Below are 14,712 nucleotides of genomic sequence, written 5' to 3' on the forward strand. Positions count from 1 at the left end.
ATGACCCAATGGCCGAGAGATCATTCGCCAAAGAGGTGAAGAAGCTCAAGCTCGGCGCTGGCGAAGAATTCACCGGCGAAGGCATCCTCGCCATTACCAAGGCCCTGTTGCAGTGCGGCGTCGGCTATGTCGGCGGCTATCAGGGCGCACCGATCAGCCATCTCATGGACGTCCTGGCCGACGCGCAGGAAATCCTCGGCGAACTCGGCGTGCATTTCGAGGCGAGCGCGTCCGAAGCAACCGCCACCGCCATGCTGGCGGCTTCCGTGCACTATCCGATCCGGGGTGCCGCGACGTTCAAGTCCACCGTCGGCACCAATGTCGCGTCCGACGCGCTGGCCAATCTTGCATCCGGTGGCGTCACCGGCGGCGCGCTCATCATCGTCGGCGAGGATTATGGCGAAGGCTCCTCCATCATGCAGGAGCGCAGCCACGCCTTCGCCATGAAGAGCCAGGTCTGGCTGCTCGACCCGCGGCCGAACCTGCCCTCCATCGTTGCCGCCGTCGAGCATGGCTTCGAACTGTCGGAGGCGTCGAACACGCCGGTCATGCTGCAAGTGCGCATCCGCTGCTGCCACGTGCATGGCTCGTTCGTTGCTAAGGACAACCAGCGCCCGGCCATGACAGTGGCGGACGCGTTGGAGAATCCGCGCCGCGACACGCAACGCATCGTTCTGCCGCCGGCCTCCTTCCTGCACGAGAAGGAGAAGATCTCCAAGCGGCTGCCGGCTGCTATCGACTACATCAAGCGCCACAAGCTCAACGAGACGTTCGGCGGCTCCGGCAAGGTCGGCATCGTCATGCAGGGCGGCATGTATAACGGTGTCATCCGCGCGCTGCAGCGGCTTGGCCTCGCGGACGCGTATGGCGACACTGAAGTGCCGCTGCATGTGCTCAACGTCACCTATCCGCTGGTCGAGGACGATCTGGTCGGATTCTGCGCCGACAAGGATGCGGTGCTTGTCATTGAAGAAGGCCAGCCCGACTATCTCGAGCAGGCGCTGGGCGCCATGCTCTACAAGGCGGCTGCCACCGTCAGGCTTGAAGGCAAGGGCGTGTTGCCGATGGCCGGCGAATATACCGGCCAGGTCATGCTGGACGGCATCGGCGCGTTCCTGCGCCAGCATGCCAGCGACATGCTGGCACCGGAGGTCCGCGCGCCCAACGTGCCCGCGCCGCCGCTCTACGACGACCTCGCCAAGACCGTTCCGGCGCGTCCGCCCGGCTTCTGCATCGGCTGCCCCGAGCGGCCGATCTTCGCCGCCACCAAGCTGGTCGAGCAGGAACTGGGCAATCACCACATCGCCTCGGATATCGGCTGCCACCTGTTCTCGATCATGCCGCCCTTCGAACTGGGGGCCACGACGATGGGGTACGGCCTTGGCCCGGCCTCGGCATCCGCCTTCAATTCGCCGGACGCCAAGCGCCGTTCGATCTCCTTCGTCGGCGACGGCGGCTTCTGGCACAACGGCCTGACCTCGTCGATCGGCAACGCCGTCTTCAACAAGAACGACGGCGTCATTGTGGTGGTGGACAACTACTACTCCGCCGCCACCGGCGGCCAGGATATCCTGTCGTCGCGCGCAACCAACCGCACCAAATCGACCAGGCATCCAATCACCGAAGCGATCAAGGGCATGGGCGTCAACTGGGTGCGCCACATCGAGCGCACCTATGACGTCGGCGCGATGCGTGCTGCGCTGAAGGAGGCGCTGACCACCGACGAGAAGGGGCCGAAGGTGATCGTCGCCTCTTCCGAGTGCATGCTGAACCGCCAGCGCCGTGAAGCGCCCTTGAAGGCCAAGGCGGCGGCCGAAGGCAAGCGCATGGTCAGGACCAAGTTCGGCGTCGACGAGGACGTATGCACCGGCGATCACGCCTGCATGCGGCTTTCCGGCTGCCCGTCGCTGACGGTCAAGCATCTCGATGATCCGCTGCGAGACGACCCTGTGGCCGCCATCGATGAAAGCTGCGTCGGCTGCGGCAATTGTGGCGAGGTCGCTGATGCCGCGGTGCTTTGCCCCTCTTTTTATCAGGCCGACGTGGTGTCGAACCCGACTGGCTGGGATCGCTTCCGCTTCAACCTGCGGCAAGGCGTGATTTCGGCCTTGCAGCACTGGCGCGAACGTCGCCGCCCTGTCTTCGGGGAGCAGGCGGCATGAAACTCGGACTACCGGAAGGGCCAGATTCCATCGGCGGCATCATCAAGATCTGCATTCTGGCGGTCGGCGGGCAGGGCGGCGGCGTGCTGTCCGGATGGGTGACGGACGTGGCGCAGCGCTCCGGGTGGCACGTGCAGTCAACCTCGGTCGCTGGCGTGGCGCAGCGTACCGGCGCCACCATCTACTACGTCGAGATGATGCCGCGCGACCCGGCCCGGCCCAACGATTTCCCGGTCCTGTCGCTCAGCCCTTCTCCCGGCGACGTGGATATACTTATCGCCGCCGAGCTAGCCGAGGCAGGCCGCGCGGTGCTGCGCGGATTCGTGACACCGGAGCGCACGGCGCTTATCGTTTCCAATCATCGTATGCTCGCGGTATCGGAAAAGATCGTGCCGGGTGACGGGCGCGCCGATTCCGAAACCGTGATCCGCCGCGCCGGCGAGGCAGCGCGCCGCATCGTCCATTTCGACATGGAGACGTTGGCCCGGCAGGCCGGCAGCGTCATCTCCGCCAGCCTTTTCGGTGCGCTAGCCGGTTCGGGCGAACTGCCGTTCCCGCGCGAGGCGTTCGAGGCCACCGTCAGTTCCGGCGGCAAGGGCGCGCGCGCCAGCCTTGCCGCCTTCGCGCTGGCCTACGACCGCGCCGCTGGCGTTCCCGCCGCGGCAACTACGGATGTCGTCGAGGAGGCCAAGGGAGAGCACGGCACCGTCATTCCGCCGCGATTTGCGCAAGCGTGGCAAGCGCTGCTGCGTCGCACAGCCGCGTTGCCGCAGCCGGTGCGCGACATGGCCGATCCCGGCCTGCGCAAGGTGGTCGATTTCCTCGATCTTGCCTATGGCGAGGAATATCTGTCGCAAGTCGAGCGCATAGCCGCCACCGATACCGAAGCGGAGGGCTTCGCCTTTTCACGCGAGGCGGCGAAATACATCGCCAATGCCATGGTCTATGACGACATCATACGCGTCGCCGACCTGAAGACCCGTTCGGCGCGCGGTGATCGCGTCCGCCGCGAGGTGCATCTCGGCGACAGCCAGACACTCGCCACTACGGAGTATTTCCATCCGCGCATGGAGGAGCTTTGCGGCGTGCTGCCAGCCGGTCTTGGTGCGGCCATCGAGGCTCGGCCGAAGCTGATGAAGACGCTGAACCGTTTCGTTGATCGGGGCCGGCGCATCCGCACCGACACCATCCACGGTTTCGGCATGTTGTGGGTCATCGGTGGCCTGCGCCGTTTCCGCCGCCGCCTTTTGCGCCACAAGGTCGAGGCCGCCCATATGCGCGAATGGCTGGCGCTGGCCGAGACCGAGCGGGCGGGCAATTACGCGCTGGGCGTCGAAGTGCTGAAGTGCCGCCGGCTGATCAAGGGTTATTCGGACACGCATGTTCGCGGCCACTCCAAATTCGACCGGGTGCTCGCCTGTCTTTCATTACTGAAGGGCCGCACTGATGCCGCCGACTGGCTGCGCCGCCTGCGCGAAGCGGCTTTGGCGGATGCCGATGGCGTCATGCTGGATGGTGCGATCAAGACCGTGCGCTCCTTTGCAGAAGCTCCGGCTGCCAATGTCAGCTAAAAAATCAGAAGGCCAGTTTCCCATGTGCTGCCGAGCGGCTCTTGCCCTGTCCAAGGCATGCTTTTTATGCTTAAAATATATTCGCGCCGAATACGGCGTTTTGGTCCGGGTGTGGAATGGCGTACCAGACCGGGTCGTGCCACCGGTCGGGCATCTGCGGCATCACGTCATGGTGACGATTGTGCCCGGTAAACTATCCGCTTTCGACAAGGTTTGTCGTGGCGCTACCGAATACGCAGGCAACATCCAGCGGTTTCGACTGTGTGAAGGTTGAGGGATTTCATGAATTCGGAAAGCAGCACAAGCGGCGTTTCGCTCGATTGGGTTGATGGTGAAACCAAGGTCGAGGAAGCGCCGCACGACCATGGCGACGAAACCCGGCTGTGGCTTCGCCTGCTGACCTGCACGACGCTGGTCGAAACCGAAGTTCGACGGCGACTGCGCGAGGAGTTCGACTTCACCTTGCCGCGCTTCGACCTGCTCGCCCAGCTTGAGCGGGCAGAAGACGGCATGGTGCTTGGCGAGGTCTCCAAGCGCATGATGGTGTCGCCCGGCAACCTGACCGCCCTTGTAGAGCGGCTGGTGGAGAGCGGCTATGTCAGCCGCACCGTGTCGCCGAAGGATCGGCGTGTGCAGATCATCGCGTTGACCGAGGCTGGCCGCGCCGCGTTCCGGAACATGGCCGACCGCCATGGCGAGTGGATCGGCGACATGTTCAAGCAACTGTCCGCCCGTGACGGTGCCGCGCTGATGAAGGAACTCGGCAAGCTGAAGAACTCGATCCGGGCTACGCTTTCCAATCCGCAATAGCAGCCTTCGCCGGAGCCTTGGTCCGGCTGGTTGCGTTGCCGGGTTCATCCGCTTTCCACCGCTGCTGCACTCTCGTCCAGGGCTTTGGGGTGGCGACAATCGTTTCCGAAAAAACTTTAAGCTTGAAGTTTTTTTCGATTGAGGCCATTCTGATTTCAAGGGAACAGGCGTGTTCGGCCAGATGCCTTGAATGCTCCATCCCCAGGAGGTCTATCATGCGCATTGTCTGCATCGGGGGCGGTCCGGCCGGTCTCTACTTTGCCCTGCTGATGAAGAAGCAGAATCCCGCCCATCACGTCACCGTCGTCGAGCGTAACCGGGCATTCGACACCTTCGGCTGGGGCGTGGTGTTCTCGGACCAGACCATGCAGTCGATGCGGCAATGGGACCCCGCGACCGCCGCTACGATCGAGGATGCGTTCAATCACTGGGACGATATCGAGCTGGTTTTCAAGGGCCGCAAGATTCGCACCACCGGCCATGGCTTCGTCGGCATCGGCCGCAAGAAGATGCTCAACATCCTGCAGGAGCGCTGCATCGAGCTTGGCGTCGAGATGGTGTTCGAGCATGAGGCAACCGGCGACGAGGAATTCGCCGATGCCGATCTGGTCATTGCCGCCGACGGCGTGAATTCACGCATTCGCGCCAAATATATCGACATCTTCAAGCCCGACATGGTGATGCGGCCGAACCGCTATGTGTGGCTCGGCACCGACAAGCGCTTCGATGCCTTCACCTTCGATTTCCGCAAGACCGAGCACGGCTGGTTCCAGGCGCATATCTACCGCTTCGACGCCGACACCTCGACCTTTATCGTCGAGACGACTGAGGACGTTTTCAACGCACACGGCCTTGGCGAGATGAGCCAAGACGAGTCGATCGCGTTCTGCGAGAAGCTGTTTGCCGAAACGCTCGACGGCCACAAGCTCATGAGCAACGCGCGCCACCTGCGCGGCTCGGCATGGCTGAATTTCGGGCGTCTCATCTGCGAGCGGTGGAGCCACTTCAACGGCAACAGCCATGTCGTGCTGATGGGCGATAGCGCCCACACCGCGCATTTCGCCATCGGCTCCGGCACCAAGCTCGCGATCGATGACGCCATCGAGCTGACCCGGCAATTCGATATTCTTGGCCATGACGCCGGCAAGATCCCGGCTGTGCTTGCCGCCTACGAGGAGGTGCGCCGCGTCGATGTCGCGCGCATCCAGAACGCCGCGCGCAACGCAATGGAATGGTTCGAGGTGGTTGGCAAGCGCTATGCCGACACGCTGGAGCCGGAACAGTTCATGTATTCGATGCTGACCCGTTCGCAGCGCATCAGCCACGAGAACTTGCGCCTGCGCGACAAGACATGGCTGGAGAATTACGAGCGCTGGTTTGCCGAGCGGGCGGGCATCGATCCAGCGCCGAACGGCGCGGTGCCGCCGCCGATGTTCACGCCCTACACGATACGGAACCTGACGCTGCACAACCGCATCGTGGTCTCGCCGATGGCGATGTATTCGGCCAAGGACGGACTGCCGGACGATTTCCACCTCGTCCATATCGGCGCGCGCGCCATGGGCGGTGCGGCGTTGATCTTTCCGGAGATGACCTGCGTGTCGCCGGATGCACGCATCACTCCCGGATGCCTCGGCCTGTGGAACGACGAGCAGGCGGATGGCTTCAAGCGCATGGTCGATTTCGTCCATCGCGAGACGCCCGCCAAGATCGGCATCCAGCTCGGCCATGCCGGTCGCAAGGGCGCGACCAAGGTGGCGTGGGAAGGCACCGACCAGCCGGTAGAACGCGACGGCTGGCCGTTGATTTCAGCATCCGCCATTCCCTATCTCGACCACTCGGACATGCCTAGGGAAATGACCCGCGAGGATATGGACCGCGTCATCGCAGATTTCGTTTCGGCAACGCAACGATCCATGGAAATTGGCTTCGATATCCTAGAACTGCATGCCGCGCACGGTTATCTCTTGTCCTCGTTCCTGTCGCCGCTGACCAATTTGCGAACGGACGACTATGGCGGCAGCCATGAGAACCGGGCGCGTTTCCCGCTGGAAGTCTTCCGCGCCATCCGCGCTGCATGGCCGGCGGAAAAGCCGATTTCGGTGCGCATCTCCACGACCGACTGGCATGAGGGCGGCAACACGCCCGACGATGCCGCAATCTTTGCGCAGATGTTCAAGGATGCCGGGGCCGACCTGATCGACTGTTCGTCGGGCCAGGTCGTCAACGACGACCATCCGGTCTATGGCCGACTGTGGCAGACGCCCATGTCGGACAAGATCCGCAACGAGATCGACGTGGCGACCATCGCGGTCGGCGCCATCTCGGAAGCCGATCATGCCAACTCGATCATCGCCGCAGGGCGCGCCGATCTGTGCGCCGTGGCGCGGCCGCAACTGGCTGACCCGTCCTTCGTGCTGCACGAGGCGGCGAAGATCGGCTATGGCGGGCTCGCCTGGCCGAAACAGTACCGCACGTCGCGTGCGCAGTATGAGAACAATCTGGCCCGCGCGGCCGCCGAAGCAGCGGGCAAGCGATGAGCGCGCCCCGGCACGCTTTCGTCACCGGAGCCGGCACCGGCATTGGCCGCGCCATAGCCGTGGCGCTGGCTGCGAAAGGCCTTGCCGTTTCGCTGGTGGGACGACGTGCCGCGCCGTTGCAAGAGGTGGCGGCAGAGATCAAGGCTGCCGGCGGGCATGGCTTCGTCGTGGACGGGTTGGACGTCACCGATGCCGCCGCCATCGAGCAAGGCATCGCCCGCGCCATCCAAAAATTCGGCGACGTGTCGGTTCTGGTCAATTCTGCCGGCGAAGCGCCTTCCGCTCCGTTCGAAAAGACCAGTCTCGAGGTCTGGAACCACGTTCTCGCACTCAACCTGACCGGCACCTTCCAGGTTACGCAGGCCTTGCTGCCGTCGATCCGCCGCGCCGGCAAGGGCCGCATCGTCAACATAGCCAGCACGGCGGGGCTGACCGGCTATCCTTACGTGTCCGCCTATTGCGCGGCCAAGCATGGCGTCGTCGGGCTGACGCGGGCGCTGGCGCTCGAACTGGCGCGGTCCGACATCACCGTCAATGCGGTGTGTCCCGGTTTCACCGATACGCCCTTGCTGGACAGCGCCGTGGCGACGATCACCGGCAAGACCGGGCGCACGGCGGACGAAGCTCGCGCAAGTCTGGCCAAGGCCAATCCGCAAGGCCGCCTAGTGACGCCGGATGAGGTGACCGACACGGTGTTGTGGCTGGTGGGCGAGGGCGCAAGCGCCATCACCGGGCAGGCCATCGCCGTTGCCGGTGGTGAAGTGATGGGAGGCTGAGAAGATGACCAATGCAATGCAGGCCAAGCGCCGTCCGTTCAAGGGCCACAAGGCCAGCCATTTCCTGTTCGAGACGGATGAGGATGGCCGCGTTGCCACCATCACGCTCAACCGGCCCGAGAAGAAGAACCCGCTGACCTTCGATTCCTACGAGGAGCTGACCGACCTGTTCCGTTCGCTGCAGCGGGCTAGCGACGTGCGCGCCGTGGTGCTGACCGGCGCGGACAACAATTTCTCCTCCGGCGGCGACGTGTTCGAAATCATCGAGCCGCTGACCACCATGAAGATGCCGGACCTCATCGCCTTCACGCGCATGACCGGCGATCTGGTCCGCCAGATCAGGGCCTGTCCGCAGCCGATCATCGCAGCCGTCGACGGCATCTGCGCCGGGGCCGGCGCGATCCTCGCCATGGCCTCGGACTACCGCATCGCCACGCCCGAAGTGAAGACCGCCTTCCTGTTCACGCGCGTCGGGCTCGCAGGCGCCGACATGGGTGCTTGCGGCATCCTTCCGCGCATCATCGGCCAGGGCCGCGCCGCCGAGCTTCTGTTCACCGGGAGGGTGATGACGGCGGCTGAAGGCCATGCCTGGGGTTTCTACAATTCCCTTGCCGAGCGCGGCGCGCTGCTTGGCGACGCACAGAAGTTCGCTCGCAACCTCGCCGACGGGCCGTGGTTCGCCCATTCGATGACCAAGAAGATGCTCGACCAGGAATGGGGCATGGGCATCGAGGAGCTGATCGAATCGGAGGCGCAGGCGCAGGCGATCTGCATGGCCACCGGCGATTTCCGCCGTGCCTTCGAGGCCTTCGCCGCCAAGGCCAAGCCGGCCTTCAAGGGAGACTGAGCCATGGTCGCCGACAGCTCGCCGCAACTCTCGCGCAACCATCTCGACTGGCCGTTCTATGGCGAGGAACATCGTGCGCTGGCAGCGGAGGCCGACGCTTTCATAGCCGGCAAAGGACTAGGCACGATCGACCATCACGACGCCGATTCGGCCTGCAAGGCGTTGGTCGCAAAACTCGGCGCAGGCGGCTTCCTGCGCCATTGCGTGCCGCAAGCCTATGGCGGCGTCGCGCAAGCCATCGACAGCCGTTCGCTGTGCGTCATGCGCGAGACGCTGGCCTATGCCGATGGGCTGGCCGACTTCGCCTTCGCCATGCAGGGTCTTGGCACCGGCGCGATCAGCCTGTCGGGAACCGACGCGGTCAAGCAGGCAGTGCTGCCCAAAATCGCCAAGGGCGAGCTGATTTCGGCCTTCGCGCTGACCGAGCCCGAGGCCGGTTCGGATGTTGCCGCCATGGCCTGCGCCGCACGGCGCGACGGCGACGCCTATGTGCTCGACGGCGAGAAAATCTTCATTTCCAACGGCGGCATCGCCGACGTCTACACCGTCTTTGCCCGCACCGGCGAAGCGCCCGGCACGCGCGGCATTTCGGCCTTCGCCGTCTTTGCCGACACGCCCGGCTTCTCAATCGTCGAGCGCATCGACACCATCGCGCCGCATCCGCTGGCGCGTATCCGTTTCGACAATTGCCGCATCCCGGCCGCGCAGCTTCTTGGGCAACCCGGCGAAGGCTTCAAGATCGCCATGCGCACGCTCGATATCTTCCGGCCTTCGGTGGCTGCTGCTGCTCTCGGCTTCGCCCGCCGCGCGCTGGACGAGGCGCTCGCCCATGCCAAGGCGCGAAAAATGTTCGGCGCGACGCTTGCCGATCTGCCGACCGCGCAAAGCACGCTGGGCGAAATGGCAACGGCAATCGATGCCGCCGCGCTTCTGGTTGCCCGCACGGCATGGCGGCGCGACGTGCAGAAGCTGCCGGCCACGCGTGAAGCGGCCATGGCCAAGCTGACGGCGACCGAAAACGCGCAGTGGGTCATCGACCAGGCACTGCAGATGTTCGGCGGTCGCGGCGTGCGCGTCGGCGAGATCGTCGAGCGGCTCTATCGTGAAATCCGGGCGTTGCGCATCTACGAGGGCGCAACCGAAGTGCAGAAACTCATCATCGGCCGCGAGCTGATGAAAACCGCGAAATAAGGAAAATCCGTATGCACGGCTCGAAGGCCCTTTTCGACTGGCAGGATCCGTTCAACCTCGATGCGCAGCTCAGCGAGGACGAGCGCATGGTGCAGGCAACCGCGCGCGCCTATGCTCAGGATAGGCTGGTGCCGCGCGTGCAGGAAGCGTTTCGCCATGAAAAGACCGATCCGTCGATCTTCGCCGAGATGGGCGAGCTTGGCCTGCTTGGACCGACGGTGTCGGAAGACTATGGCGGGGCGGGCCTCAATTACGTTTCCTACGGCCTGATCGCGCGCGAGATCGAGCGTATCGACAGCGGCTACCGTTCGATGATGAGCGTGCAGTCGTCGCTGGTGATCCTGCCGATCTACACGTTCGGCAGCGAGGACCAGAAGCGCAAATATCTGCCCGGCCTGATCGCGGGCACCAGGATCGGCTGCTTCGGCCTCACAGAACCGGACCACGGCTCCGACCCTGGCTCGATGGCGACCCGCGCCCGCAGGACCGAGGGTGGCTACCTGCTTTCCGGTGCCAAGACCTGGATCTCCAATTCGCCGATCGCCGATGTCTTCGTGGTCTGGGCCAAGACAGAGGATGGCGTCATCCGCGGCTTCATCCTGGAAAAGGGCTGGAAGGGCCTGTCGGCCCCGGCAATCCACGGCAAGGTCGGCCTGCGCGCCTCGATCACCGGCCAGATTGTCATGGACAGCGTGTTCGTCCCGGCTGAAAACATGTTGCCCGACGTCAGCGGCCTCAAGGGTCCGTTCACCTGCCTCAACTCGGCCCGCTTCGGCATTGCCTGGGGCGCGCTGGGCGCTGCCGAATCCTGCTTCGAGACGGCGCGGCAATATGTGCTCGACCGCAAGCAGTTTCGCCGGCCGCTCGCCGCCAACCAGCTCATCCAGAAGAAGCTCGCCGACATGCTGACCGACATTTCGCTCGGCCTGCAGGGCTGCCTGCGGCTTGGCCGGATGAAGGACGAGGGCAATCCGCCGGTCGAGCTCACCTCGATCCTGAAGCGCAATTCCTGCGGCAAGGCGCTGGAGATCGCCCGCACCGCGCGCGACATGCTGGGCGGCAACGGCATTTCGGACGAGTTTCCGGTCGCTCGCCACCTGGTCAATCTCGAAGTGGTCAACACCTATGAGGGCACGCACGACGTGCACGCCCTGATCCTCGGCCGCGCCATTACCGGCATCGCCGCTTTCTCGAATTGAACGGAATTGCCATGAGCATCCCCAAGCCCTCCCATCATCCATCTCCCGCAACGCCGCATCGCGTGTTGCAGCCGGAAGGCTGGGCCAAGCCCATCGGTTATTCGAACGGCATCGAGGCGCGTGGGCGCACACTCTTCGTCGGCGGCCAGATCGGCTGGAACGGCCAGTGCAAGTTCGAGGTGCACGACTTGCCTGGCCAGATCCGGCAGACGCTTGAAAATGTTCTGGCGATCCTGCGCGAAGGCGATGCCGGACCCGAACACATCACCACGATGACCTGGTACGTTACCGACCGCAAAGCCTACTCGGCATCGCTGAAGGAAATCGGCGCTGCCTGGAAGGCCACGATGGGCCGCAACTTCCCGGCCATGGCCGTGGTCGAGGTTTCCGGCCTTGTCGAGGACGAGGCGCTGGTCGAAATCCAGGCCACCGCCGTGGTTCCGGATTGAACCGCATATGAGCGTCACCCTCATCCGCGACGGTAGTGTCGGTGTAATCCTCATCGACAATCCGCCGGTCAATGCTGCCTCACATGCCGTGCGGACGGGATTGATGGAAGCGCTTGCCGAGGCAAATGACGACCCGGACGTGCAGGCGATCGTGCTTGCCTGCGCCGGCAGGACCTTCGTCGCGGGGGCGGATGTCAAGGAATTCGGCCAGCCGCCGCGCGCGCCTTTGCTGCCGGAAGTGGTCAACGCCATCGAGGCGTCGCCAAAGCCGGTGGTCGCAGCGGTGCATGGCACGGCTCTTGGCGGCGGCTTCGAACTGGCGCTTGGCGCGCATGCCCGCATTGCCTCGGCCGACGCGCAATTCGGCCTGCCTGAAGTCAAGCTCGGCATCATTCCCGGCGCCGGCGGCACCCAGCGCCTGCCGCGGCTCATTGGCGTTCCGGCGGCGATGGAAATTGCAGCCAGCGGACGCCGCCTCAGTGCCGCCGAGGCCGTAAAACTGGCTGTGGTCGAACGCATCGCAACGGGCGATCTCGTCGATGATGCAAAGACCTTGGCGCGCGAGCTCATCGGCCAGCCGGTGCGCCGTACGGGCGAACTTGCCGTACCTGCCTTTGACGTCGATGCGGCGGACAAGCAGCTTGCAGCTATCGAGAAGAAGGCGCGCGGGCAGGTGTCGCCGGGCCGGGCTGCGCGCATGGTTCTGCGTGCAGGCAGCACTTCGCTGCAAGAAGGCTTGGCTGAAGAACGCGCCGCTTTCCGGGAGCTTGTCAGTTCCGAACAATCGGTGGCGCTGCGCCATGTCTTTGCCGCCGAGCGCCAGGCGGCCAAGGTTCCGGGCATCGAAGGCGTCGAGCCGCGCCCCGTCCGCATCGTCGGCGTAGTCGGTGCCGGCCTGATGGGTGCAGGCATTGCCGTATCGTTTGCGGATACCGGCTTTTCCGTGGTCGTCGTCGAGCGCGATATGGCCGCGCTCGAAGCCGGTCAGGCGCGCATCCGCGACATCTACCAGCGCATGCTCAAGTCCGGTCGCATCGGCGAGGCGGCGATGACAGAGCGGCTGTCGCGCCTGTCCTATTTCGACGAGCGCAAGGCGCTTGCCGCTTGCGATCTGGTCATCGAAGCGGTGTTCGACGATCTGCAAGTGAAGCAGGAACTGTTTGCCTCGCTGTCCGGCATCGTCCGTCCTGACGCCATCCTTGCCACCAACACCAGCTATCTCGATCCGGACGTGATTGCAGGGGTCGTTACGGGGCCTGAACGCCTGATTGGCCTGCACTTCTTTTCGCCGGCAAACGTCATGCGGCTGGTCGAGGTGGTGCGCACCGCCAAGCTCGCGCCCGACGTGCTGGCGACCGGCCTTGCCGTCGCCAAGAAGCTCGGCAAGCTCGGCGTCGTCAGCGGCGTCTGCGAAGGCTTCATCGGCAACCGCATCTTCACTGCCTATCGCCGCGAGTGCGATTTCATGCTGGAGGATGGAGCACTGCCGCAGGACATCGACGCAGCGCTGGAGGGTTATGGATTCCCGATGGGTCCCTATGCGGTCAACGATATGGCTGGCCTCGATATTTCCTGGGCACGGCGCAAGCGCAATGCCGCAACCCGCGATCCTTCCGAACGCTACGTCGTCATTGCCGACCGGCTGTGCGAGGCCGGCCGTTTTGGCCGCAAGACGGGTAAGGGCTACTACACCTACGAAAGCGGCGAAAAGGCCGTTGATCCTAAAGTAACGGCACTGATCGAAGCGGCGTCGCGTGAAGCCGGCATCGAGCGCCGGTCTTTTTCGGCGTCCGAAATCGTCGAGCGGGTCATGACTGGAATCGTTGCGGAAGGCCGCAAGATTCTTGCCGAAGGCATCGTGCTGCGCGGCTCCGACATCGACCTGGTTTTGATCAACGGCTACGGCTACCCGGCCTGGCGCGGCGGGCCGATGTTCCAGGCGGGAGTGGAGTGAACATGAACAGGCCTGCTTATCTCGTCGCCGGGGTCCGCACCCCCATCGGCCGCTATGGCGGGGCGCTGTCGGCGGTGCGCACCGACGATCTCGCCGCCCATCCGATCAAGGCGCTGCTGGCCCGCTTGCCGAACCTGCCGCCGGAGGCGATCGAGGAGGTGGTTCTGGGCTGCGCCAACCAGGCCGGCGAGGACAACCGCAATGTTGCGCGCATGGCTACGCTTTTGGCCGGCCTGCCGGAAAGCGTCGCCGCCACGACCGTCAACCGCCTGTGCGGCTCCGGCCTCGATGCGGTCGGTTATGCCGCACGCGCGGTGCGGCTCGGCGAGGCCGATCTGGTCATTGCCGGCGGCGTCGAATCGATGTCGCGCGCGCCCTTCGTCATGCCGAAAAGCCAGACCGCATTTTCGCGCGCCGCCGAAATCCACGACACCACCATTGGCTGGCGTTTCGTCAACACGGTCATCGAGAACCAGTACGGCGTCGACTCGATGCCGGAGACTGCCGAGAACGTGGCTGCGGAATTTGCCATAGCGCGCGCCGATCAGGATGCGTTCGCGCTGCGCAGCCAGCAGCGTGCGCTGGCGGCGGAGGCAAACGGCCGGCTGGTCAGGGAAATCGCCCCAATCGACGTGCCGGCAGGCAAGGGCACCTTCGTCACCGTCGACAAGGACGAGCATCCGCGCGCGACCTCGCTGGAAAAGCTGGCATCCTTGCCCGCACCCTTCCGCAAGGGCGGCAGCGTCACCGCCGGCAACGCATCCGGCGTCAACGATGGTGCAGCGGCGCTGCTGGTCGCCTCCGAAGCCGCCGTCGAGCGCTATAACCTTACGCCTCTGGCGCGGATTGTGGGCATGGCGACGGCAGGCGTTCCCCCGCGCATCATGGGCATCGGCCCGGTGCCTGCCGTGCAGAAGCTTCTTGGCAGGCATCAGCTCGCCATTGGCCATATCGACCTCATCGAATTGAATGAAGCCTTCGCCGCGCAGTCGCTCGCCTGCCTGCGCCAGCTTGGCTTGCCCGACGATGCGGCGCATGTGAACCCGAATGGCGGCGCCATTGCGCTCGGCCATCCGCTCGGCATGTCGGGTGCGCGGCTTGCCTTGACCGCGGCAATCGAGCTTGCCGAACGCAAGGCAAAGCGCGCGGTAGCGACGCTGTGCATCGGCGTCGGTCAGGGCATCGCGCTGCTTCTCGAAGCGCCCTGAACCGT

General features: G+C 64.5%; 12 protein-coding genes. 11 read left to right on the forward strand and 1 reads right to left on the reverse strand.

Annotated elements, in window-relative coordinates:
- Nucleotides 1–8 precede the first annotated feature (8 nt).
- The 3 genes from ASD50_RS07975 to ASD50_RS07985 all read left to right on the forward strand — a co-directional run bounded on the left by ASD50_RS07975 (nucleotide 9) and on the right by ASD50_RS07985 (nucleotide 4,543).
- On the forward strand, nucleotides 9–2,162 hold the full coding sequence (locus ASD50_RS07975) for an indolepyruvate ferredoxin oxidoreductase subunit alpha (RefSeq protein WP_056238533.1): 2,154 nt from the start codon (nucleotides 9–11) through the stop codon (nucleotides 2,160–2,162).
- Complete coding sequence (locus ASD50_RS07980) at nucleotides 2,159–3,733, forward strand: indolepyruvate oxidoreductase subunit beta family protein (protein ID WP_056238535.1); 1,575 nt, start codon at nucleotides 2,159–2,161, stop codon at nucleotides 3,731–3,733. Before ASD50_RS07975 ends, ASD50_RS07980 begins: the two co-directional genes overlap by 4 nt.
- A gap of 282 nt (nucleotides 3,734–4,015) precedes the next feature.
- Nucleotides 4,016–4,543 carry a MarR family winged helix-turn-helix transcriptional regulator gene (locus tag ASD50_RS07985; protein ID WP_056238539.1) on the forward strand — a complete coding sequence of 176 codons (528 nt, stop codon included), beginning with the start codon at nucleotides 4,016–4,018 and terminating at the stop codon, nucleotides 4,541–4,543.
- Here the strand turns inward: ASD50_RS07985 and ASD50_RS07990 are convergent.
- Entirely contained in the window at nucleotides 4,521–4,760 is a 240-nt protein-coding gene (locus ASD50_RS07990) for a hypothetical protein (protein ID WP_056238542.1), read from the reverse strand. The two genes, ASD50_RS07985 and ASD50_RS07990, sit on opposite strands and share 23 nt — an antisense overlap.
- Between ASD50_RS07990 and ASD50_RS07995 the strand changes: the two genes are divergently transcribed.
- The 8 genes from ASD50_RS07995 to pcaF are packed head-to-tail and all read left to right on the forward strand — an operon-like array spanning nucleotide 4,759 to nucleotide 14,707.
- Nucleotides 4,759–7,083 carry a bifunctional salicylyl-CoA 5-hydroxylase/oxidoreductase gene (locus tag ASD50_RS07995; protein ID WP_056238546.1) on the forward strand — a complete coding sequence of 775 codons (2,325 nt, stop codon included), beginning with the start codon at nucleotides 4,759–4,761 and terminating at the stop codon, nucleotides 7,081–7,083. The genes ASD50_RS07990 and ASD50_RS07995 overlap by 2 nt on opposite strands.
- Nucleotides 7,080–7,859 (forward strand): SDR family NAD(P)-dependent oxidoreductase, encoded by a 780-nt coding sequence (locus ASD50_RS08000; RefSeq protein ID WP_056238547.1) that lies wholly within the window; start codon nucleotides 7,080–7,082, stop codon nucleotides 7,857–7,859. The genes ASD50_RS07995 and ASD50_RS08000 overlap by 4 nt, the downstream gene beginning before the upstream one ends.
- Nucleotides 7,860–7,863: 4 nt before the next feature.
- Nucleotides 7,864–8,706, forward strand: coding sequence for an enoyl-CoA hydratase family protein (locus ASD50_RS08005; RefSeq protein WP_056238551.1), 843 nt, complete (start codon nucleotides 7,864–7,866; stop codon nucleotides 8,704–8,706).
- A gap of 3 nt (nucleotides 8,707–8,709) precedes the next feature.
- Nucleotides 8,710–9,897: an acyl-CoA dehydrogenase family protein gene (locus tag ASD50_RS08010; protein ID WP_056238552.1), complete on the forward strand. Its 1,188-nt coding sequence runs from the start codon at nucleotides 8,710–8,712 to the stop codon at nucleotides 9,895–9,897.
- Between the two features lie 11 nt (nucleotides 9,898–9,908).
- A complete protein-coding gene (locus ASD50_RS08015) occupies nucleotides 9,909–11,096 on the forward strand; it encodes an acyl-CoA dehydrogenase (RefSeq protein ID WP_056238554.1) in 1,188 nt (395 codons plus the stop codon).
- 11 nt (nucleotides 11,097–11,107) lie between these two features.
- On the forward strand, nucleotides 11,108–11,545 hold the full coding sequence (locus ASD50_RS08020; RefSeq protein ID WP_056238557.1) for a RidA family protein: 438 nt from the start codon (nucleotides 11,108–11,110) through the stop codon (nucleotides 11,543–11,545).
- Between the two features lie 7 nt (nucleotides 11,546–11,552).
- Nucleotides 11,553–13,499 carry a 3-hydroxyacyl-CoA dehydrogenase NAD-binding domain-containing protein gene (locus tag ASD50_RS08025; RefSeq protein ID WP_056238561.1) on the forward strand — a complete coding sequence of 649 codons (1,947 nt, stop codon included), beginning with the start codon at nucleotides 11,553–11,555 and terminating at the stop codon, nucleotides 13,497–13,499.
- Between the two features lie 2 nt (nucleotides 13,500–13,501).
- Nucleotides 13,502–14,707: a 3-oxoadipyl-CoA thiolase gene (gene pcaF, locus ASD50_RS08030; RefSeq protein WP_056238566.1), complete on the forward strand. Its 1,206-nt coding sequence runs from the start codon at nucleotides 13,502–13,504 to the stop codon at nucleotides 14,705–14,707.
- The last annotated feature ends 5 nt before the right edge of the window (nucleotides 14,708–14,712 follow it).

This window comes from Mesorhizobium sp. Root552, from assembly GCF_001427285.1.
Lineage (GTDB): Bacteria > Pseudomonadota > Alphaproteobacteria > Rhizobiales > Rhizobiaceae > Mesorhizobium.